Source organism: Erwinia aeris, assembly GCF_041224955.1.
In the GTDB taxonomy this organism is placed as follows: domain Bacteria; phylum Pseudomonadota; class Gammaproteobacteria; order Enterobacterales; family Enterobacteriaceae; genus Erwinia; species Erwinia aeris.
This window is the reverse complement of record NZ_JBGFFX010000007.1, coordinates 178,826-200,014: the sequence shown is the minus strand read 5'-3', so window position 1 is coordinate 200,014 and position 21,189 is coordinate 178,826. Positions and strand designations below refer to the sequence as shown.

Below are 21,189 nucleotides of genomic sequence, written 5' to 3'. Positions count from 1 at the left end.
TCTGTCTGTAACGGCAGTATTTGTGGTCTTTAATGGTCCCTGAGCGTGGGGCATTTTGCGCAACTCCCTGCGGCGGCGCAACCAGATTTGTGCGGAATTGTGCGCTTTTCAGGCAATTCCCTGTGCCGATTAATTCTGCGCAAACGGTTTCGTAACAGATGGGGATTCTTTATAATGGCGCCCGTTTTCCCCTGTTGCGCCCAAAGAAGCGTCGCCTGGCGCTCTGACGAGAGATCTTTAATGATGGAAATTCTGCGTGGTTCGCCCGCTCTGTCGGCATTTCGTATTAACAAACTGCTGGCCCGCTTTCAGGACGCTCACCTGCCGGTGAGTGACATTTACGCCGAGTACGTCCATTTCGCCGATGTCAGCGCGCCGCTTGACGAGGCTGAAAAAGCCCGTTTACAGCGCCTGCTGAAATATGGTCCTTCTCTCGCCGAACATACCCCCGAAGGTCGCCTGCTGCTGGTGACGCCTCGTCCGGGAACGATTTCCCCGTGGTCTTCCAAGGCGACCGATATCGCCCACAACTGCGATCTGCCGCAGGTGACGCGCCTGGAGCGCGGGCTGGCCTTCTACATCAAAGCGCCGCAGCTGACCGAAGCGCAGTGGACGCAGCTGGGCGCGCTGCTGCATGACCGCATGATGGAAGTGGTGCTCAGCGATCTGTCGCAGGCCGAACGGCTGTTCGCGCATCATGAACCGGCTCCGCTCACCAGCGTGGACGTGCTGGGCGAAGGCCGTACGGCGCTGGAGCTGGCCAACCGCAGGCTGGGCCTGGCGCTGGCGGAAGACGAAATCGACTATCTGCAGCAGGCTTTTGAAAAACTCGGGCGCAACCCGAACGACATTGAGCTGTATATGTTCGCCCAGGCGAACTCAGAGCACTGTCGTCATAAAATCTTTAACGCCGACTGGATCATCGACGGCGAACAGCAGCCAAAATCGCTGTTCAAAATGATCAAAAACACCTTTGAGAAAACGCCGGATCACGTGCTGTCCGCCTATAAAGATAACGCGGCGGTGATGGAAGGCTCGCAGGTTGGCCGCTTCTATGCCGATGCGGAAAGCCGCTACGATTTCCATCAGGAAGAGGCGCATATCCTGATGAAGGTGGAAACCCACAACCACCCGACGGCGATTTCGCCGTGGCCCGGTGCGGCAACCGGTTCCGGCGGTGAAATCCGCGATGAAGGCGCAACCGGACGCGGCGCGAAGCCCAAAGCGGGCCTGGTGGGTTTCTCCGTCTCCAACCTGCGCATTCCCGGTTTTGAACAGCCGTGGGAAGAGGATTTCGGCAAGCCTGACCGCATCGTTACCGCGCTGGATATCATGACTGAAGGCCCGTTGGGCGGCGCGGCGTTTAACAACGAGTTCGGCCGTCCGGCGCTGACCGGCTACTTCCGTACCTATGAAGAAGAAGTTAACAGCCACAACGGTGTCGAGCTGCGCGGCTACCATAAGCCGATTATGCTGGCCGGCGGCATCGGTAATATTCGCGCCGATCACGTGCAGAAAGGCGAAATCACGGTGGGCGCGAAGCTGATCGTGCTGGGCGGCCCGGCGATGAATATCGGCCTGGGCGGCGGCGCGGCCTCTTCTATGGCTTCCGGCCAGTCCGATGCGGATCTCGATTTCGCCTCGGTACAGCGCGACAACCCGGAGATGGAGCGCCGCTGTCAGGAAGTGATCGACCGCTGCTGGCAGCTGGGCGAAGAGAACCCGATCCTGTTTATCCACGACGTGGGCGCGGGCGGTCTGTCTAACGCCATGCCGGAGCTGGTCAGCGACGGCGAACGCGGCGGCCGCTTCAACCTGCGCGATATCCTCAGCGATGAGCCGGGCATGAGCCCGCTGGAAGTCTGGTGTAACGAGTCGCAGGAGCGTTACGTGCTGGCCGTGTCGCCGGACAAACTGGCGCAGTTCGCTGCGCTTTGCCAGCGTGAGCGCGCGCCTTACGCCGTTATCGGCGAAGCCACGGAAGAGATGCACCTGTCGCTGAGCGACAGCCATTTCGATAACAAGCCGATCGATATGCCGCTGGACGTGCTGCTGGGCAAAACGCCGAAGATGACCCGTGAAGCCGTCACGCTGAAAGCCAAAGGCGAGCCGCTGGCGCGGGAAGGCATTACCGTTGCCGATGCCGTTAAACGCGTGCTGCATTTACCGAGCGTGGCGGAAAAAACCTTCCTGATCACTATCGGCGACCGTACCGTTACCGGCATGGTTGCGCGCGATCAGATGGTGGGGCCGTGGCAGATCCCGGTCGCCAACTGCGCCGTGACCACCGCCAGCCTCGACAGCTATTACGGCGAGGCGATGGCGCTGGGCGAGCGCGCGCCGGTAGCCCTGCTGGATTTTGCCGCTTCCGGCCGCCTGGCGGTAGGCGAGGCGCTTACTAATATCGCCGCCACGCAGATCGGTTCGTTAAAGCGCATCAAGCTTTCCGCTAACTGGATGGCGGCGGCAGGCCATCCAGGCGAAGACGCCGGGCTTTATGAAGCCGTTAAAGCGGTAGGCGAGGAGCTTTGTCCGGCGCTGGGCATCACTATCCCGGTCGGCAAAGACTCCATGTCGATGAAAACCCGCTGGCAGCAGGGCACCGAGCAGCGCGAAATGACGTCGCCGCTTTCGCTGGTGATCACCGCTTTTGCCCGCGTGGAAGACGTGCGCCGCACCGTGACGCCGCAGCTGCAAACCGCCAACCATGACAATGCGCTGCTGCTGATCGACCTTGGCCAGGGCGTGAATGCGCTGGGCGCGACGGCGCTGTCGCAGGTGTATCGTCAGCTGGGCGACAAGCCTGCCGACGTGCGCGACGCGCAGCGGCTGGCGGGCTTCTTCACGGCCATGCAGACGCTGGTGGCGGAAGAGAAGCTGCTGGCCTATCACGACCGCTCCGACGGCGGCCTGCTGGTGACGCTGGCGGAAATGGCCTTTACCGGCCACTGCGGCGTTGAGGCGGATATCGCCGCGCTGGGCAGCGATGCGCTGGCCGCGCTGTTTAACGAAGAGCTGGGCGCCGTCATTCAGATTGCGGCGGCCGATCGTGAATACGTAGAGCAGGTTTTTGCCGCTCAGGGACTGGCGGACTGCGTGCACATGCTGGGCCGCGCGCTGCCTGGCGATCGTTTTGTGATCACCTCCGGCAATTCGGCAGTCTACAGCGAAAGCCGCAGCACTCTGCGTACCTGGTGGGCAGAAACCACCTGGCAGATGCAGCGCCTGCGCGACAATCCGGCGTGCGCCGATCAGGAACATGAAGCGAAGAAAAACGATCTCGATCCGGGCCTGAACGTGAAGCTGACCTTCCGGCCGGAAGAAGACATCGCGGCGCCTTATATCGCAACGGGCGCGCGGCCAAAAGTGGCCGTATTGCGCGAGCAGGGCGTTAACTCCCACGTCGAGATGGCGGCGGCTTTCCATCGCGCCGGGTTTGATGCGGTCGACGTGCATATGAGCGATCTGCTGGCTGGCCGTCGCGATCTGGCGGATTTTCAGACGCTGGTGGCCTGCGGCGGTTTCTCCTACGGCGACGTGCTGGGCGCGGGCGAAGGCTGGGCCAAATCCATCCTGTTCAACAATCGCGTGTGCGACGAGTTTGAAACCTTCTTCCATCGTCCGCAAACGCTGGCGCTGGGCGTCTGCAACGGCTGTCAGATGATGTCCAACCTGCGCGAGCTGATCCCCGGCAGCGAAGCCTGGCCGCGCTTTGTGCGTAACCAGTCAGAGCGCTTCGAGGCCCGTTTCAGCCTGGTGGAAGTGGCGGCCAGCCCGTCGCTGCTGCTGGCCGGCATGGCGGGATCGCAGATGCCGATTGCCGTTTCGCACGGCGAAGGCTTTGTGGAAGTGCGCGACGAGGCCCATCTGGCCACGCTGGAGCATAAAGGCCTGGTGGCGCTGCGCTTTGTCGACAACTTCGGTAAGGTGACCGAGCAGTATCCGGCTAACCCGAACGGCTCGCCGAACGGGATCACGGCGGTGACCAACGAAAGCGGCCGCGTCACCATTATGATGCCGCACCCGGAACGCGTTTTCCGCACGGTCAGCAACTCCTGGCATCCGGCAGAGTGGGGCGAAGACAGCCCATGGATGCGGATTTTCCGCAACGCGCGTAAGCAGCTTGGTTAAGTTTAGCCTCAACCTTAAAGGCAGCTTCGGCTGCCTTTTTTTATGTTTTCTGAGCCGATGGTGAACAACCGTTGCAAAATAGCGACAGGCCGTCAATCGGGTGTCTCTTAATGGCGACATTTAACTTATTGATTATGCTGTGTTCCTGAGGTTAATCCTAATCCTGTTCCCGAACGGCGACACTTTCTGCCAGCCGGGCGAACTCTTCTGACGCCATTGCGCCGTACTGTTTTTAAAAAGCTATTTAAAATAAAGCGTTATAATTTAATTCCAAACATGGCATGGAATTTGCTATACTAGGCCCAGCGGCTCATTCACCTGGTTATGACAGCCCTGCGCAAGCGGTCAAGCGCTTCATAACGTTCCGAATGACGCACAATACGGTGCCTGCCGTCCAGCGAGACCGATACAGCTCCGGCTCTATCACACTCAGGGCGCAACGTTGAGTTAGGCACCACCTATTCAGGCATGTCGGGATCCCGGCATCGCATCGCATCGCATGACGGCAGGCTCCCTGAGCCTGCCGTTTTTCGTTTTACGCTAAGGCTTTCCTCTCGCAGCACACTCCGTTAGCATCGGGCTGACTAAAAACAGGAGAGCTTCCCGTGAAAAAATGGCGTCTGTTTCCCCGATCGCTGCGCCAGCTGGTGCTGATGGCCTTTCTGCTGGTGCTGCTGCCGCTGCTGGTGCTCGCCTGGCAGGCGTGGGAAAGCCTCTCCGCGCTGAGCAATCAGGCGGCCGATATCAATCGCAATACGCTGACCGATGTGCGCCGCAGCGAGGCGATGGCGCGCACCGCGCTTGAACTGGAACGAAGCTACCGCCAGTACTGCGTGCTGGACGATCCGATGCTGGCGAACCTTTATCAGACTCAACGAACCAAATATGCCCGCATGCTGGAAGAGCAGGCGGCGGCGGTGCCCGACGATCGGCTAACGCAGTCGTTGCAGCAGCTGCTGTCCGGACTGGCGAAAATAGCGTGCGACAACAGCAGTCCTGTTAAGACGGCTTCCGACAATCTGGAACGTTTTTCCGCCGTCAACGGCCGGCTGGTGCAGTCCACGCGTGATGCAGTATTTTCACGTGGGCTACAGCTGCAGCGCGAAATAGCCGAACGCGGCCAGTATTTCGGCTGGCAGGCGCTGATCCTGTTTCTGCTCAGTTTAGGGCTGGTGGTGCTGTTTACCCGCATGATCATCGGGCCGGTCAAGGCGGTCGAGCGCATGATCAACCGGCTGGGCGAAGGGCGTTCGGCCGGGCACAATCTCGCGCTGAAAGGCCCGCGCGAGCTGCGTTCTCTCGGCCAGCGGATCTTATGGCTTAGCGAGCGCCTGGCCTGGCTTGAATCGCAACGACATGAGTTCCTGCGCCATATCTCTCACGAGCTGAAAACGCCGCTGGCCAGCATGCGTGAAGGGACGGCGCTGCTGGCGGATGAAGTCGCCGGCCCGCTGACCACCGATCAGCGCGAGGTGGTCGCCATCCTTGACGAAAGCAGCCGCCATCTGCAGCGGCTGATTGAGCAGCTGCTGGACTATAACCGCAAGCTTTCAGAGGCGCAGGTGGTGCTGAAGCCGGTGGAGCTGCAACCGCTGATCGAGCGCATCGTCAGCAGCCACAACCTCACGGCACGCAAGCGCCTGATCCAGACCGATATTGCCCTGACCGCCACCGCCTGCCGGGCGGATGAAGCCCTGCTGACAAGGGCGATCGATAATCTCTATTCGAATGCGATACACTACGGCGATGAATCCGGTACCATCTGGATCCGCAGCTGGCCGCAGGGCCGCAAGGTCATCATCGAGGTCGCCAACAGCGGCACGCCGATACCGGATGCGGAGCGGGCGATGATTTTTGAGCCTTTCTTTCAGGGAAGCCAGCAGCGCAAAGGCGCGGTAAAAGGCAGCGGTCTGGGCCTGAGCATCGCCAAAGACTGCGTGCATCGCCTGCTGGGCGATCTACAGCTGACCGCCAGTAAAGAGGCCGACGTCTGCTTTCGCATCGAACTTAACTCCATTGGCGAGAACAAATAATGCGATTACCTTTCTTTTTTCCGGCTGCGGGATCGGTTATGCAGCTGGGCAAATACACGGCAGCCGCGCTGCTGGCTGGCCTGCTGGCCGCCTGCGCGAGCGACGCGCCCGGCGCTAAAATCGTGGGTCATAGCGCGCCCGTAGAACCGGAAGCAAAGATAGTGGACTACCGGCTGGTGGACTGCGCCCGGATCTGGGACGTGGAAGAGAGCAAAACCAGCAATCCGCTTTACTGGCTGCGGGCGACAGACTGCGCGGCGCGGCTTTCTGCCGCTGACGCGCGCGCTCAGGCACGCCAGCAGGGCGGCGACAGCTGGCAGGGCGCTTTCAAAGAGGCGGTGCTGATGGCCAACGGTAACGTCACGCCCGTCGAGCGGCGTCAGTATATGCTCCAGCTGGACGCCTTCAGCCGCGACTATCCCGCCGCCGTGCGCCCGCTGCTTCAGCTGTGGCGCGATAACCAAATGGCGCAGCTGCAGCTCTCCGAGGAGCGCACCCGCTACCATCATTTGCAGCAGACCAGCGATGCCCAGCTGGACGCGCTGCGCCAGCAGCAGGCGACGCTGAACAGCGAGCTTAAAGTCACCCGACGCAAGCTGGACACGCTAACGGATATTGAACGTCAGCTCTCCACGCGCCGTTCGCCCGACGGCAGCGACGGCCACAGCGAGAAAAACGACGCGGAAAAAGGAGCGCAGCGATGATAAAAAAATCGGCAAACCTGCTGCTGGTGGATGACGATCCCGGCCTGTTAAAGCTGTTAGGGATGCGCCTGGGCAGCGAAGGGTTTAGCGTATCCACCGCCGAAAGCGGGCCGGAGGCGCTGCGCACGCTGCAAAACGAGCGCATTGATTTGGTCATCAGTGACCTGCGTATGGATGAAATGAACGGTCTGGCGCTGTTTGCCGAGGTGCAGAAAAGCCATCCCGGCATGCCGGTGATTATTCTTACCGCTCACGGCTCGATCCCCGAAGCTGTTTCCGCCACGCAGCAGGGCGTATTCAGCTTTTTAACCAAGCCGGTGGATCGCGACGCGCTCTATAGCGCCATCGATCAGGCTCTGGCACATCGCGCGCCGGCCAGCGACGACGCCTGGCGGGAAAGCATTGTTACCCGCAGCCCGGTGATGCTGCGGCTGCTGGACCAGGCCAGGATGGTGGCGCAGTCCGACGTCAGCGTGCTGATCAACGGCCAGAGCGGAACCGGAAAAGAGATCCTGGCGCAGGCGATTCATGCCGCCAGCCCGAGAGCCGGCAAGGCTTTTATCGCGATTAACTGCGGCGCGCTGCCGGAGCAGCTGCTGGAGTCCGAGCTGTTCGGCCACGCAAAAGGCGCTTTTACCGGCGCGGTGAGCCAGCGCGAAGGGCTGTTTCAGGCCGCAGAAGGCGGCACGCTGTTTTTAGATGAAATCGGCGATATGCCGCAGGCGCTCCAGGTCAAGCTGCTGCGCGTGCTGCAGGAGCGCAAGGTGCGGCCGCTGGGCAGCAATCGCGATCTGGATATTAACGTACGTATTATTTCCGCCACGCATCGCGATCTGCCGAAGGCCATGGAGAAAAAAGAGTTCCGCGAGGATCTCTATTATCGTCTGAACGTGGTGACGCTGCGCCTGCCGGCGCTGCACGAACGCGCGGAAGATATTCCGCTGCTGGCGAACCATTTGCTGAAGCAGTCCGCCGAAAGGCATAAGCCCTTTGTCCGCAGCTTTTCTACCGATGCGATGAAGCGCCTGATCGCCGCAAGCTGGCCGGGCAACGTGCGCCAGTTGGTTAACGTCATCGAGCAGTGCGTGGCGTTAAGCTCCGCGCCGGTAATAGGCGAAGCGCTGGTGGAGCAGGCGCTGGCGGGCGAAAACACGGCGCTGCCAACTTTTGTCGAGGCCAGAAACCAGTTCGAGCTGAACTACCTGCGCAAGCTGCTGCAAATGACCAAAGGCAACGTGACGCACGCGGCGCGCCTGGCCGGACGCAACCGCACGGAATTCTACAAGCTGCTGTCGCGCCATGAGCTGGATGCCTCTGATTTTAAAGAATAGTTTTTTTGTGCCGCATCGCGGTGCAGATATGATAGTTTATCTGCCCGGCAAAAGTGACAGACCGCGCGGCGGATCCTGTCTGCTGCACATATACTGAATACGCTTACCCTCCGGCTGGCGAGGGAACAACAAGGGTCTGCCATGAAAAAGATCGATGCAATTATCAAACCGTTCAAACTGGATGATGTGCGCGAGGCGCTGGCTGAAGTCGGCATCACCGGGATGACCGTGACCGAAGTGAAGGGGTTTGGCCGCCAGAAAGGGCACACCGAACTTTATCGCGGCGCGGAATATATGGTCGATTTTCTGCCGAAAGTTAAAATCGAGATCGTTATCGCCGACGATATTGTGGATACCTGCGTGGAAACGATTATGCGCACCGCCCAGACCGGGAAAATCGGCGATGGCAAAATTTTTGTCTTCGACGTGGCGCGCGTGGTGCGTATCCGTACCGGCGAAGAAGATGAAGAAGCGATCTGAGTCGCCTGTCTTCAGGTAAAAAAGGCCGGACTATCCGGCCTTTTGCGTATTAAAGCACTTTATGCGGGCCGAATACCTCATAGTGCACGCGCTCAACCGCTACTCCCATGCTCACCAGCTGTTCAGCGATATGCTGCATAAAGCCGACCGGGCCACAAAGATAGAAGTGCATGGCTGGATCGCTGAGCTGCTCTGCGATCGGCAGCAGATCCATCAGGCCCGGCGTCTGATAGCGATCGCTATCGTCGGGCTGCGGATCCCGATACCAGATATGCTGTGAAAACTCCGCCAGCTGCTGGCCCGTCGCTACAACCTCATCAGCAAAAGCGTGGGTTTTGCCGTTATCCGCCGCGTGCAGCCAGCGTACCGGCGCAGGGTGGTGCTGTTCCGCCAGCACGTGCAGCATCGCCAGCATCGGCGTCTGACCGACGCCCGCTGAAATCAGCGTGACCGGCGTTTGCGGCGTGATATTCAGGAAGAAATCTCCGGCAGGCGCTGCCAGGCGCACCTCGTCGCCCACTTTGGCGTGATCGTGCAGCCAGCCGGAAACCGTTCCGCCCGCCTCATGCCGCACCGCAATCCGGTAATCTTTGCCGTTTGGCGAACGCGTCAGGGAATACTGGCGGATCTCCTGATTAGCAAAGCTTTTTTCCCGCAGCCAGACGCCCAGATACTGCCCGGCCTGATAATCGGCTACCGGCTGACCATCAACCGGGCTGAAGACAATACTTTTTATTACTTCGCTTTGTGGCGTAATCTCGCTGATGCGGAACGCGCGCGGCGTCCGCCAGCCGCCCACTTTTTGTTCCGACGCCTCATACAGCTCTTCTTCACGCTTAATAAACACGTCTGCCAGCACGCCATAGGCTTTTCCCCACGCATCCAACACTTCCTGGCCGGGGCTGAGCATCTCATCCAGCGTGGCCAGCAGGTGTTCGCCCACTACCTGGTAATGTTCAGGCTGCACGGCAAAGCTGGTGTGCTTCTGCGCGATTTTCTCAACCGCCGGCAGAATAGCGGGCAGGTTTTCAATATTGCCCGCATAGGCGCAGATAGCGTTGAACAGCGCTTCACGCTGGTTGCCGTTGCGCTGGTTGCTCATATTGAAGATGTCTTTCAGCTCCGGATGATGGCTGAACAGCCGATCGTAAAAGTGGGCGGTAAGGGCGGGGCCGGTAGCCAGCAAAGCCGGGATGGTCGCTTTGATGGTGCTGATAGTGTGGGCGTCTAACATGGCGAACTCCTGAGGATTTTTATAAGTTGCATTTTAAATGCATCTTATAGCGAAACGCGTCACGCTGTAAATAACCTTTAGCCAGACAAGGGCATTTATTACCACAAAAAAGGGTCGATGTTGAAAAACCTGCACGTAGATGATGATGAAACAGACGAGCCGCCACGCCAGAGAAAAAGAGAACTAACCCTTGCCAGCGCTGGAGCCAATCGTTTGCGTAAAAACCCTGCTTTCCGGCTATCCCTGAGCAGGCAAAACGGTTTACACTGTTGGCCTTCGCCCAAAAGGGCCGTTCAATGCCGAATAGATTGTTAGCTGAGTCAGGAGAAGCGGATGTTAAAGCGTGATATGAATATTGCCGATTATGATGCCGAGTTGTGGCAGGCAATGGAGCAGGAGAAAGTGCGTCAGGAAGAGCATATTGAACTGATTGCTTCGGAAAACTACACCAGTCCGCGCGTCATGCAGGCGCAGGGATCTCAGCTGACCAACAAATATGCGGAAGGCTATCCGGGCAAGCGCTACTACGGCGGCTGTGAGTATGTTGATATCGTAGAGCAGCTGGCGATCGATCGCGCTAAAGAGCTGTTCGGCGCCGATTTCGCCAACGTGCAGCCGCACTCCGGTTCTCAGGCTAACTTTGCCGTTTATACCGCGCTGCTGCAGCCGGGCGACACCATTCTGGGCATGAACCTGGCGCACGGCGGCCATCTGACCCACGGCTCCCCGGTTAACCTTTCCGGCAAGCTGTACAACGTGGTGCCTTACGGCATCGACGAGACCGGCAAAATCGATTATGACGATCTGGCCGCGCAGGCGCAGAAGCATAAGCCGAAAATGATCATCGGCGGTTTCTCTGCCTACTCCGGCATCTGCGACTGGGCGAAAATGCGTGAAATCGCTGACAGCATCGGCGCTTACCTGTTTGTCGACATGGCGCACGTCGCCGGTCTGATTGCCGCAGGCGTTTACCCGAACCCGGTTCCGCACGCGCATATCGTAACCACCACCACCCATAAAACCCTGGCGGGCCCGCGCGGCGGCCTGATCCTGGCGAAGGGCGGCGATGAAGATTTTTATAAAAAGCTGAACTCCGCCGTCTTCCCTGGTGGCCAGGGCGGCCCGCTGATGCACGTGATTGCCGGTAAAGCGGTAGCGCTGAAAGAAGCGATGGAGCCGGAGTTCAAGGTCTATCAGCAGCAGGTTGCCAAAAACGCTAAAGCGATGGTGGAAGTCCTGCTGGAGCGCGGTTACGACATCGTTTCCGGCGGCACCTATAACCACCTGTTCCTGATCGATCTGGTGAGCAAAGGCCTGACCGGTAAAGAAGCTGATGCGGCGCTGGGCCGTGCCAACATCACCGTTAACAAAAACAGCGTGCCGAACGATCCGAAAAGCCCGTTTGTGACTTCCGGCATTCGTATTGGCTCGCCAGCGGTGACTCGTCGCGGCTTTAAGGAAGCGGAAGTGCGCCAGCTGGCCGGCTGGATCAGCGACATTCTTGACAATATCAACGATGAAACGACCATCGAACGCGTGAAAAAGCAGGTGCTGGAACTGTGCGCCCGCTTCCCGGTGTACGCGTAAAAGCCATAAGCCTGCGGGATGCTGTATCCCGCTTCAGAACGCCGGAGAATTTTCCGGCGCGACAACGAAACGGGACGCTACGTCCCGTTTTTTTCGTCTGTACATTGCCGGAGGAAAAATGGCAATCCGTTCTGCGTGGTGGCTGGGGCTGGGCTACTTCACCTACTTCTTTACCTACGGCGTCTGGCTGCCGTTCTGGGCCGTCTGGCTGAAAGGCATCGGACTTGATGCGGAAAAAATCGGCCTTTTATTAGGCGTCGGCATGGTTTCCCGCTTTACCGGCAGCCTGCTTATCGCTTCCCGCGTGACGACGCCTTCGCGCCTGATTAGCGTGCTGCGTCTGCTGGCGGGGCTGTCGCTGCTGTTTGCCCTGGGCTTTTGGTTTAGCGCGTTCTGGGTCTGGCTACTGCTGGTCATGATTGGCTTCAACCTGTTTTTCTCACCGCTGGTGCCGCTGAGCGACGCGCTGGCCGCCACCTGGCAACGGCAGATTGCAATGGCTTACGGCCCGGTCAGGCTGTGGGGATCGCTGGCGTTTGTTATCAGCTCGGCGCTGACCGGCGTGCTGGTTAACGCTTTCTCTTACCAGGCGATCCTGTGGCTGCTCTGTGCAGGAACGGCGGCGATGCTCGGTGGGATGCTGCTTCGCCCGGCGACCCCGCCGCAGGGGAGCGACAAGGTTGTCGCACGTGCGGGCTGGCAGGACTGGCAGCGGCTGCTGAAATCATCCTGGCGCTTTCTGCTCTGCGTCACCCTGATGCAGGGCGCGCACGCGGCCTATTATGGCTTTAGCGCTATCTGGTGGCAGGATGCAGGCTATTCGGCGAGCGTGGTGGGCTACCTCTGGTCCTTGGGCGTGGTGGCAGAAATTATCGTGTTTGCCTCCAGCAACCGGCTTTTTGGGCGCTGGACCGCACGGGACCTGCTGCTGCTCTCCGGCGTATGTGCGCTGATCCGCTGGAGCCTGATGGCCTCAACCACGGCGCTGCCGCTGCTGATCGTAGCGCAGATCCTGCACTGCGGCAGCTTTACCATTTGTCACCTGGCGGCGATGCGCTTTATCGCCGCCAGGGAAGGCGCCGAGGTTATTCGTCTGCAGTCCGTATATTCGGCGCTGGCGATGGGCGGCGGCATTGCGGTAATGACGATAGTCTGCGGGGCGCTGTTCCAGCATCTGCACGGCGATATATTTTGGGTGATGGCGCTGCTGGTGGTGCCGGCGCTGTTTCTGCGGCCGGAAAAGAGCGCTCGCATTGCCGCGAAAACCTAATCGCACTGCGGCTTTGCTAAAATACTCCCCCTTTGCGCCTGCGCATTGGGGGAAGTACCTCAGCACTTATGCTTGACGATAATGTAGCCGTTAAACCTTACGGCACAATCCTTATCATTCACAAAAGACGACACAGTTAACCGCACGGGCGGCGGCCTCTCAACAGGCAAAAAGTAAAAATCAGGCAACAAGGTATTCAGAGCCATTGGGCATTGATTTTATGCAAAACAGGCGCTTTGCCCGCAAGTCTAACCTGCTTTTCGCAGGCGTGGGTCAGGACTCCAGCAGCAGCCTGATACGATCCTGCTGATGCGGCTGTAGCGGCAGTTCCGCATGGATTAACGGCGGAGAGTAGAGCGGCAGCGGCGTGGCATAGGGCGTAATCACCAGCGCAATACCCTTTGGGGCGCTGCTGCGCTGATATTCCGCCACGTCCAGATATTTGATGTTCAGCGGCAGCAGCGTTAATTCCCGGAGCTGCTGTTCGAGCTCTTTTTCCAGCGCGGCATCTTTTCCGGTTAGCAGCAGTACCTGCTTTTCCTGCAGCACATTTTCCTGCATCAGCCACGCGCCGAAAATAATAGCAATAAGCCCCATCTCTTCTTCAGAAAAGCGCAGCGAGTAGCGCTGTTCAAAGCCGACTATTGCCGCCTGGGTGGTACGCAACAGCCGTGGATAAAGCTGCAGAACCTCTTCCGCCAGGCTGTTATCAATGCCGATACCAAACAGGGATCGCTCCAGCGCCTGCGCCATGTGCGTATAGAGCTGTTCGCACAGGCCCTGCACGTTGCCGATACGGTGACCGGAAAGCGCCTGAAATTGCTCAATCAGCCGATAAATATCGGCAAGCAGCTGCTGCTCATAGTCATGACGGATCCCGGCGAGGGTGGGCGTATGAAGCTGGCTGAACAGCAGGGCAAGCAAGCAGGCAATATTCGCCTCCGGCGCGGCCTTACAGCGTTTTTGCCAGTGCTGCACAATCTCCTGCGCTACCTGATATTCCCGACGCTTTGCCAGCCAGGCCTGCTGGGCCTCATTAAATGACAGGGGCGCCTGGCGACCCAGCGAATGCTGCATAAACAGCGCCAGAAACTGACAGTCGCGCGGCGTAAAGTCTCGTGACAAACCCTGCGCGCAGTGGTGAACCAGCGCATTCAGGTTATGGTCATCATAAAGGGCTTTTTCTATCCGCAGCGTTTGCAGCTGCTGCTTCAGCGCCGGAGAAAAATGCTGCCGAACAAAATCAGGGCTTAGCCGCAGCGCGCGTTTAAGCCAGTGCAGCAGGCACAGCCGCCGATCCAGTTCCGCACCGTCAATCCGATAGCCGTCAGTAGCGTGCTGTAGCAGCGACAGCCGGTGATAGCGCTGGATTTCTGCCGTGACCTCCGCTATATCTTGCCGGGCCACGGAAGGATCCACGCCGTTGAGCTGGCACAATAGCTCCAGCGTGACGCTGCCTGGCAGATAAAGCAGTAATAGCAGATGGCAGCGTCGCTGCGGACTGGAGAAAGCAGCTGGCCCGATTAGAGGTTGAGTCATGATCTGCTGTCCCGATAAAAGTCACCCCGCTAAGAATAGCGTGACCCGGTCGGACTAAACCGACAGCCAGCAGATTTTTTTGTAGCTTTTAAGGCAGGTCACAGATTTTTTCACCGGTTGGATAAGGAGCAGGTATTGTTACGTTATAACATTTTTATCAGACTGCTGTGCATAGCGCTGCTGATGGTAATGCCGCAAGCATGGAGCCATCCCCATAGCTTTATCGCTATGCAGGCCACGCTGGTGCAGCAGGACGATCGGCTGACCGGCCTGAAAATGCACTGGGTGATGGATGAGATCACCTCCGCCGATTTATTGTACGACGCGGGCAAAGCCAAACCGGATTCGGTGGTCTGGAAAAAACTGGCGGCGGAAGTGATGGCCAACGTGATGGCGCAGCATTATTTCGCCGAGTTTTGGCATAAAGGCAAGCCGGTGAAATTTGGCAACTTACCGCCGGAATACCGGCTGTCGCGAGAGGGAAACAAAGCCGTGCTGGAGTTTATTCTGCCGCTGGACGAACCGCAGCCGCTGGCCGGACAGCGCTACACCTTTTCCATTTTCGATCCGACTTACTTTGTCGATATGACTTTTGCATCCGAACAATCGCTGCATCTTCCGCCAGAGCTGGCGCAGCGCTGCCGATTGACGCTTAAAACGCCCAATCCCAACGCTTCGCTCCAGACCTATGCGCTGTCGCTGGATAAAGCCGATGCGCCGCCTGCCGATATGGATCTTGGCCGTCAGTTTGCCCAAACGGTGACCTTATTATGTCAGTGATGTCCGTAGCGCAGCGATCCCGCAGCCGCTGGCTTCAGGCGTGGCCGCTTTACCTGCTGCTGCTGATATTTATCGCAGCGGGCGCGGCGGCCTGGCTGTACTGGCCGCAATTATTGCTGCAAAGCGTGGTCTGGCAGCGCAATTTGCATGTGGAGATGACGGCGCTGCTGCAGCAGGTGGCGAGCCGGCCGCATCAGGTCGGCCTGACGCTGATGGGGTTCAGCCTGATTTATGGCATCCTGCACGCGCTTGGGCCGGGCCACGGCAAAGTAGTGATTGCAACGTTTCTGGCTACGCATCCCACGAAGATGAACACCAGCATCCGGCTGACCCTGGCCGCAGCCCTCCTACAGGGCGGCGTGGCGATTGCGCTGGTGACGATAATGCTGGTGGTGCTACAGCTCTCTTCCCGCCAGCTGCATGTGGGCAGCTACTGGCTGGAAAAGGGCAGTTATCTGCTGGTAGTCGGGCTGGGGCTGTGGTTGTGCTGGCGAGCGGGCGGCAGAATTGTGCGCCTGCTGAAAAAGCCCCGCCTTGCCGTTAGCCGCCTGATGCCTGTAGAACAGGGCCATCGGCACGGCGCACACTGCGGCTGCGGGCATCAGCACGTGCCGGATAGCGGAATGCTGGATAAGGCGGTCAGCGGTAAAACCAAAGCGCTGGTGGTGCTGTCAATGGGGCTGCGGCCGTGCTCCGGCGCGATTATGATGCTGCTGTTTTCTAAAGTGATCGGCGTTTACGCATGGGGCGTGCTTTCCGCACTGGCGATGGCGGTGGGAACGGCCGTTACGGTAACGGCTATGGCCGTGCTGGTGCAGGTTTCGCGCGCGCTGGCGCTGAAGCTGAGTCGACGAGAAAACGCGCAGAGCGATCGCGCTTTTATCTGGGCAACGCTGTCGCTGGCAGGCGGCCTGCTGCTGCTGGCAACCGGTGTAATGCTGTGGCTGAGCGCGCAGCCTGCGTTATCCGGCGGGATCCGGCCGCTTTTTTAAACGCGCGGCAATAAAAAAGGGCTGAACAAACGTTCAGCCCTTTCTTGAGAGTGATTTAGCGCTTCAGCGCTTCGCTCAGCTCGTCGCGCATGGTCGCCAGCATCGCTTTTACCACGCGTGGGTTACCGGCGACGATGTTGCCGGAGTGCATATAGCCATGCGCGCCAACGAAGTCGGTCACCAGGCCGCCTGCTTCACGTACCAGCAGCTCGCCCGCAGCGAAATCCCACGGCTTCAGGCCGATTTCAAAGTAGCCGTCCACGCGGCCGGCGGCAACGTAAGCCAGATCCAGCGCGGCAGAACCGGTGCGACGGAAATCCGCGCACTGGGTAAAGAGTTTACCCACGATATTGATATACGGCGTGGCGTGCTGCTTCAGCTTGAACGGGAAACCGGTCGCCAGGATGGTGCCATCCAGATCGCGAGCGGTGGAGCCGCGCAGGCGATAGCCGTTCAGCTGGGTGCCCTGGCCGCGTACGGCGCTGAACAGTTCGTTACGCATTGGATCGTAAACCACGGCCACTTCGGTGCGGCCTTTGATACGTACGGCGATAGAAATACAGAAATGCGGCAGGCGCTTAATGAAGTTAGTAGTGCCATCCAGTGGATCGATAACCCATTGCACATCCTTGTCTTCTCCGGGCAGCTCACCGCTTTCTTCACAAATAATGGTGTGCTTTGGATAAGACTTGCGGATCACCTCAATAATCAGGCGCTCGGCGTCGCGGTCAACATTGGTAACGAAGTCGTTGCTGCCTTTCTGGCTGGCTTCAACGGCGTCTGGCGTTTCATAATTCTTGGCAATTAAATTACCGGCCTTGCGCGCAGCGCGCACGGCGATGTTGAGCATCGGATGCATCGGTCTCTCTCACTGGATGTTAAAGAACGGAAAACGGCGCGGATTATAGCAGGGGGCTCGGTAAAAGTCCTGAAAATATGTTAACATTGGCAAATTATCTCACAGACCTGAACTCCTATGCTGCATAACATCCGAATCGTGCTGGTGGAAACTTCTCACACCGGCAATATGGGATCCGTCGCTCGCGCGATGAAAACCATGGGCCTGACCAACCTTTATCTGGTCAATCCGCTGGTCAAACCTGACTCGCAGGCTATCGCACTGGCCGCTGGCGCCAGCGACGTGATTGGCGAAGCGCACATCGTTGACACGCTTGATGAAGCGCTGGCCGGCTGCAGTCTGGTGGTTGGCACCAGCGCCCGTTCGCGTTCGCTACCGTGGCCGATGCTCGATCCGCGCGAGTGCGGCATCAAGAGCGTGCAGGAAGGGCAGCAGGCGCCGGTTGCGCTGGTGTTTGGCCGCGAGCGCGTGGGCCTGACCAACGAAGAGCTGCAAAAGTGCCACTATCACGTAGCCATTGCCGCTAACCCGGAGTATAGCTCGCTCAACCTGGCGATGGCGGTACAGATCATCGCTTATGAAGTGCGCATGGCGTTTTTGCAATCGCAGGAAACCACGCAGCCCGACTACGAAGAGTCGCCTTATCCGCTGGTCGACGACCTTGAGCGCTTTTACCAGCATATGGAACAGATGATGGTGAGAAGCGGCTTTATACGTGAAGGCAATCCCGGCCAGGTGATGAGCAAGATGCGCCGCCTTTATACGCGGGCGCGTCCGGAGCGCGACGAGCTGAATATTCTGCGCGGCATGCTCTCTTCGCTGGAAAAGCCAAAGAGCGAGAAGTAGTCGAGGCGCGCAAAAAAGCAGCGGTAATAGTTGAGTAAATTACCAGGTTAAATACTTGAGTGAATTACTCGGTTAAATAGTTGACCAAAACACTCAGGAATGGCAGACTTCGTCCATCAAATGTTCACGAACAACCGAGGTCGTTTACGCCATGAGACTGACATCCAAAGGCCGTTATGCCGTTACCGCTATGCTTGATGTTGCGCTGCACTCGCACGAAGGGCCAGTACCTTTAGCTGATATTTCAGAGCGTCAGGGCATTTCGCTGTCCTACCTGGAGCAGCTTTTCTCTCGCCTGCGTAAAAACGGTCTGGTGGCCAGCGTGCGTGGGCCAGGCGGCGGCTATCTGCTGGGCAAAGCGTCCGGCGAGATTGCGGTTGGCGCGGTGATCACCGCCGTGGATGAGTCTGTAGATGCGACCAAGTGTCAGGGTAAAGAAGGCTGTCAGGGCGGCGAACGCTGTCTGACCCACGTGCTGTGGCGCGACCTGAGCGAGCGCATCAGCGACTTCCTGAACAACATTACGCTGGCGGAACTGGTGAACAACCAGGAAATCCTGGATGTGGCCGATCGTCAGAACAACACTGAAAAAGCGCGCGTGCCGGCCGGCCGCCTGCATGAAACGATTAACGTCAATCTGCGAGCCTGATTAAAGCGGCGGCGAAAGCCGTCGTCCTCATACCACTCTGTGTCGGGGACGATGGTCACCGACGCGGCAGACCGCATTGAATGACATACTTAACTGTACGGAGTTCAACGCAATGAAAGTCCCGATTTACCTTGATTACGCCGCCACCACGCCCGCCGATCCCCGCGTAGCGCAAAAAATGGTGCAGTTTCTGACCCTTGACGGGACTTTTGGCAATCCGGCTTCCCGCTCCCATCGCTTTGGCTGGCAGGCGGAAGAAGCGGTCGACGTCGCCCGCAACCAGGTTGCCGAACTGATTGGTGCCGATCCCCGCGAAATCGTTTTCACCTCTGGCGCCACCGAATCCGATAATCTGGCCATCAAAGGCGCGGCCGAACTCCAGCAGGAGAAAGGCAAACACATCATCACCAGCCAGACCGAGCACAAAGCCGTGTTGGATACCTGTATCCAGCTGGAGCGCGAAGGGTTCGAGGTAACTTACCTGGCCCCGCAGGCCGACGGCATTATCACGCTGCAACAGCTGCAGGACGCGATGCGCGACGACACCATCCTGGTTTCCATTATGCACGTCAATAATGAAACCGGCGTGGTGCAGGATATTGCAGCTATCGGCGAACTGTGCCAGTCGCGCGGCGTTCTCTTCCACGTTGACGCCACGCAGAGCGTCGGCAAGCTGCCGGTGGATCTCAGCGAGCTGAAAGTCGACCTGATGTCTTTTTCCGCGCATAAGCTCTATGGCCCGAAAGGCATCGGCGGACTTTACGTGCGCAGAAAGCCCCGTATCCGTATCGCCGCGCAGATCCACGGCGGTGGTCACGAGCGCGGCATGCGTTCCGGCACGCTGCCCGTGCATCAAATCGTCGGCATGGGCGAGGCCTACCGTATCGCAAAGGAAGAGATGAGCAGCGAAAGCGCCCGGCTTAACCTGCTGCGCAGAACCCTGTGGGCGGGCCTGAGCGAAATTGACGAGGTGTATCTTAACGGTAGCCTGGAGCAGAGCGCGCCGAATATCCTTAACGTCAGCTTTGCGCACGTGGACGGCGAATCGCTGATTATGGCGCTGAAAGATCTGGCGCTCTCCTCCGGCTCCGCCTGCACCTCGGCCAGCCTTGAACCTTCCTATGTCCTGCGCGCGCTGGGCCTGAGCGAAGAGCTGGCGCACAGTTCGCTGCGCTTTTCGCTGGGGCGCTTTACCACGGGTGAGGAGATCGAATACGCTATCGAGCTGGTGCGTAAATCCATTACCCGCCTGCGTGACTTGTCTCCGCAATGGCGAGCGGCGTCTTCGCGCTAATCTTTTCCGTTCTACGGGCTGTTTAGCCCGTTATGCTTAATCTGTTAATCTTAAAACGAACAGGCAGCGTTATCGCTGCCGTCGGCCGTTGCAAGGTCGATATAACAAATTTTTAACAAGGAGCCAGGTTATGACAACCACGCCAATGATCATTACGCTGTCGACGACAGCGGCGGATGCGCGCTGGGGCGAAAAAGCGACCCTGACCAGCAACGACAGCGGCATGACCATCCACCTTAACGGCGGCGATGTGCTGACCACCATTCAGCGCGCGGCGCGCAAAATCGACGGGCAGGGCATTCGTCACGTCAGCCTGCAGGGCGACTGGGACCTGGAAAAAAGCTGGGCCTTCTGGCAGGGCTACCGCGGGCCGAAAGGCGAAAGAAAAGTTGAATGGGCCGCGCTGAGCGAGGCGGATCGGGCCGAGCTCGATCGTCGTCTGAAAATCATCGACTGGGTGCGCGACACCATCAACCTTCCGGCGGAAGAACTTAGCCCGGAACAGCTGGCGCAGCGCGCGGTCGATCTGCTCTGCGGCGTGGCGGGCGAAAAGGCCAGCTACCGCATTACCAAAGGCGAGGATCTGCGTCTTCAGGGCTATAGCGGTCTGCATACGGTAGGGCGCGGCTCAACGCGCAGCCCGGCGCTGCTGGCGCTGGACTATAACCCGACGGGCGATGAGAAAGCGCCGGTCTTCGCCTGCCTGGTAGGCAAAGGCATCACCTTTGATACCGGCGGCTACAGCCTGAAACCCAGCGGCTCGATGGATTCAATGAAGTCGGATATGGGCGGTGCCGCCACGCTGACCGGCGCGCTGGCGCTGGCTATCGATCGCGGACTGGATAAGCGCGTGAAGCTGTATCTCTGCTGCGCCGACAACATGGTCAGCGGCAACGCTTTCCGTCTGGGCGATATTATTCGTTACCGCAACGGTAAAAGCGTAGAGGTGATGAACACCGATGCGGAAGGGCGCCTGGTGCTGGCGGACGGCCTGATCGACGCCAGCGAACAGAACCCGCAGCTGATGATCGATGCGGCGACGCTGACCGGCGCGGCCAAAACGGCGCTGGGCAACGATTATCACGCGTTGTTCAGCTTTGATGACGCGCTGGCGCAGTCGCTGCTGGAGAGCGCCGCCAGCGAGAACGAACCTTTCTGGCGACTGCCGCTGGCCGAGTTCCATCGCGGCTATCTGCCTTCTAACTTTGCCGATTTAAACAATATTGCCGCGCCTTCGCATACGGCAGGCGCCAGCACGGCCGCCGCGTTTCTGTCGCACTTTGTGAAGCACTATCAGCAAGGCTGGCTGCATATCGACTGCTCCGCGACCTACCGTAAAGGCGCGGTGGATCAGTGGTCTGCCGGCGCGACCGGACTGGGCGTACGTACCGTGGCGAATCTGCTGCTGAAATAGAACGTGTAGCCGGGCGCTGCGCCCGGCGCTTTGACTGGAAGCAAGC

At 58.9% G+C, this 21,189-nt stretch carries 16 protein-coding genes; 13 read left to right on the top strand and 3 right to left on the bottom strand.

Annotated elements, in window-relative coordinates; translation table 11 throughout:
• Window positions 1-240 precede the first annotated feature (240 nt).
• The 5 genes from purL to glnB all read left to right on the top strand — a co-directional run bounded on the left by purL (window position 241) and on the right by glnB (window position 8,679).
• Window positions 241-4,131 carry a phosphoribosylformylglycinamidine synthase gene (gene purL / locus AB6T85_RS13445; RefSeq protein WP_369895816.1) on the top strand — a complete coding sequence of 1,297 codons (3,891 nt, stop codon included), beginning with the start codon at window positions 241-243 and terminating at the stop codon, window positions 4,129-4,131.
• Window positions 4,132-4,736: 605 nt separating this feature from the next.
• On the top strand, window positions 4,737-6,164 hold the full coding sequence (locus tag AB6T85_RS13440) for a sensor histidine kinase (protein WP_301252049.1): 1,428 nt from the start codon (window positions 4,737-4,739) through the stop codon (window positions 6,162-6,164).
• Window positions 6,165-6,202: 38 nt separating this feature from the next.
• Window positions 6,203-6,868 (top strand): two-component system QseEF-associated lipoprotein QseG, encoded by a 666-nt coding sequence (qseG, locus tag AB6T85_RS13435; RefSeq protein ID WP_253459268.1) that lies wholly within the window; start codon window positions 6,203-6,205, stop codon window positions 6,866-6,868.
• Window positions 6,865-8,199, top strand: a complete 1,335-nt coding sequence (gene glrR / locus AB6T85_RS13430; RefSeq protein WP_253459270.1) for a two-component system response regulator GlrR — start codon at window positions 6,865-6,867, stop codon at window positions 8,197-8,199. Before qseG ends, glrR begins: the two co-directional genes overlap by 4 nt.
• Window positions 8,200-8,340: 141 nt before the next feature.
• Entirely contained in the window at window positions 8,341-8,679 is a 339-nt protein-coding gene (glnB, locus tag AB6T85_RS13425; RefSeq protein WP_125289509.1) for a nitrogen regulatory protein P-II, read from the top strand.
• 49 nt (window positions 8,680-8,728) lie between these two features.
• On the opposite strand, the gene hmpA is transcribed toward glnB, so the two are convergent.
• Window positions 8,729-9,913 carry an NO-inducible flavohemoprotein gene (hmpA, locus tag AB6T85_RS13420; RefSeq protein WP_369895814.1) on the bottom strand — a complete coding sequence of 395 codons (1,185 nt, stop codon included), beginning with the start codon at window positions 9,911-9,913 and terminating at the stop codon, window positions 8,729-8,731.
• Between the two features lie 333 nt (window positions 9,914-10,246).
• Between hmpA and glyA the strand changes: the two genes are divergently transcribed.
• Both glyA and AB6T85_RS13410 read left to right on the top strand, forming a co-directional pair.
• Window positions 10,247-11,500, top strand: a complete 1,254-nt coding sequence (gene glyA / locus AB6T85_RS13415; RefSeq protein ID WP_301730817.1) for a serine hydroxymethyltransferase — start codon at window positions 10,247-10,249, stop codon at window positions 11,498-11,500.
• Between the two features lie 118 nt (window positions 11,501-11,618).
• Window positions 11,619-12,770, top strand: a complete 1,152-nt coding sequence (locus AB6T85_RS13410) for a 3-phenylpropionate MFS transporter (protein WP_253459279.1) — start codon at window positions 11,619-11,621, stop codon at window positions 12,768-12,770.
• Window positions 12,771-13,043: 273 nt separating this feature from the next.
• Here AB6T85_RS13410 and csiE read toward each other — a convergent pair whose 3' ends face one another.
• The gene (gene csiE, locus AB6T85_RS13405; RefSeq protein WP_369895813.1) at window positions 13,044-14,309 is read right to left on the bottom strand and encodes a stationary phase inducible protein CsiE; all 1,266 of its coding nucleotides are present in this window, start codon (window positions 14,307-14,309) and stop codon (window positions 13,044-13,046) included.
• 183 nt (window positions 14,310-14,492) lie between these two features.
• Here csiE and AB6T85_RS13400 point away from each other — a divergent pair, with 183 nt between their 5' ends.
• Window positions 14,493-15,089 carry a DUF1007 family protein gene (locus AB6T85_RS13400; RefSeq protein ID WP_301730876.1) on the top strand — a complete coding sequence of 199 codons (597 nt, stop codon included), beginning with the start codon at window positions 14,493-14,495 and terminating at the stop codon, window positions 15,087-15,089.
• Window positions 15,080-16,081 (top strand): nickel/cobalt transporter, encoded by a 1,002-nt coding sequence (locus AB6T85_RS13395; protein ID WP_253459285.1) that lies wholly within the window; start codon window positions 15,080-15,082, stop codon window positions 16,079-16,081. The genes AB6T85_RS13400 and AB6T85_RS13395 overlap by 10 nt, the downstream gene beginning before the upstream one ends.
• Window positions 16,082-16,136: 55 nt before the next feature.
• On the opposite strand, the gene suhB is transcribed toward AB6T85_RS13395, so the two are convergent.
• Window positions 16,137-16,940, bottom strand: a complete 804-nt coding sequence (suhB, locus tag AB6T85_RS13390; RefSeq protein ID WP_253459288.1) for an inositol-1-monophosphatase — start codon at window positions 16,938-16,940, stop codon at window positions 16,137-16,139.
• A 117-nt stretch (window positions 16,941-17,057) separates the two neighbouring features.
• Between suhB and trmJ the strand changes: the two genes are divergently transcribed.
• The 4 genes from trmJ (at window position 17,058) to pepB (ending at window position 21,143) form a co-directional block, all read left to right on the top strand.
• Window positions 17,058-17,786 carry a tRNA (cytosine(32)/uridine(32)-2'-O)-methyltransferase TrmJ gene (trmJ, locus tag AB6T85_RS13385; RefSeq protein WP_253459291.1) on the top strand — a complete coding sequence of 243 codons (729 nt, stop codon included), beginning with the start codon at window positions 17,058-17,060 and terminating at the stop codon, window positions 17,784-17,786.
• A 151-nt stretch (window positions 17,787-17,937) separates the two neighbouring features.
• The gene (gene iscR, locus AB6T85_RS13380) at window positions 17,938-18,435 is read left to right on the top strand and encodes a Fe-S cluster assembly transcriptional regulator IscR (protein ID WP_253459294.1); all 498 of its coding nucleotides are present in this window, start codon (window positions 17,938-17,940) and stop codon (window positions 18,433-18,435) included.
• 112 nt (window positions 18,436-18,547) lie between these two features.
• Entirely contained in the window at window positions 18,548-19,729 is a 1,182-nt protein-coding gene (locus AB6T85_RS13375) for an IscS subfamily cysteine desulfurase (RefSeq protein ID WP_253459297.1), read from the top strand.
• A 130-nt stretch (window positions 19,730-19,859) separates the two neighbouring features.
• Window positions 19,860-21,143 carry an aminopeptidase PepB gene (gene pepB, locus AB6T85_RS13370; protein ID WP_253459300.1) on the top strand — a complete coding sequence of 428 codons (1,284 nt, stop codon included), beginning with the start codon at window positions 19,860-19,862 and terminating at the stop codon, window positions 21,141-21,143.
• Window positions 21,144-21,189 lie beyond the last annotated feature (46 nt).

Coding starts and splice junctions, on each gene's coding strand:
- purL (WP_369895816.1), top strand. CDS start 241: ATGATGGAAATTCTGCGTGGTTCGCCCGCTCTGTCGGCATTTCGTATT.
- qseG (WP_253459268.1), top strand. CDS start 6,203: ATGCAGCTGGGCAAATACACGGCAGCCGCGCTGCTGGCTGGCCTGCTG.
- glrR (WP_253459270.1), top strand. CDS start 6,865: ATGATAAAAAAATCGGCAAACCTGCTGCTGGTGGATGACGATCCCGGC.
- glnB (WP_125289509.1), top strand. CDS start 8,341: ATGAAAAAGATCGATGCAATTATCAAACCGTTCAAACTGGATGATGTG.
- hmpA (WP_369895814.1), bottom strand. CDS start 9,913: ATGTTAGACGCCCACACTATCAGCACCATCAAAGCGACCATCCCGGCT.
- glyA (WP_301730817.1), top strand. CDS start 10,247: ATGTTAAAGCGTGATATGAATATTGCCGATTATGATGCCGAGTTGTGG.
- AB6T85_RS13410 (WP_253459279.1), top strand. CDS start 11,619: ATGGCAATCCGTTCTGCGTGGTGGCTGGGGCTGGGCTACTTCACCTAC.
- csiE (WP_369895813.1), bottom strand. CDS start 14,309: ATGACTCAACCTCTAATCGGGCCAGCTGCTTTCTCCAGTCCGCAGCGA.
- AB6T85_RS13400 (WP_301730876.1), top strand. CDS start 14,493: ATGGTAATGCCGCAAGCATGGAGCCATCCCCATAGCTTTATCGCTATG.
- AB6T85_RS13395 (WP_253459285.1), top strand. CDS start 15,080: ATGTCAGTGATGTCCGTAGCGCAGCGATCCCGCAGCCGCTGGCTTCAG.
- suhB (WP_253459288.1), bottom strand. CDS start 16,940: ATGCATCCGATGCTCAACATCGCCGTGCGCGCTGCGCGCAAGGCCGGT.
- trmJ (WP_253459291.1), top strand. CDS start 17,058: ATGCTGCATAACATCCGAATCGTGCTGGTGGAAACTTCTCACACCGGC.
- iscR (WP_253459294.1), top strand. CDS start 17,938: ATGAGACTGACATCCAAAGGCCGTTATGCCGTTACCGCTATGCTTGAT.
- AB6T85_RS13375 (WP_253459297.1), top strand. CDS start 18,548: ATGAAAGTCCCGATTTACCTTGATTACGCCGCCACCACGCCCGCCGAT.
- pepB (WP_253459300.1), top strand. CDS start 19,860: ATGACAACCACGCCAATGATCATTACGCTGTCGACGACAGCGGCGGAT.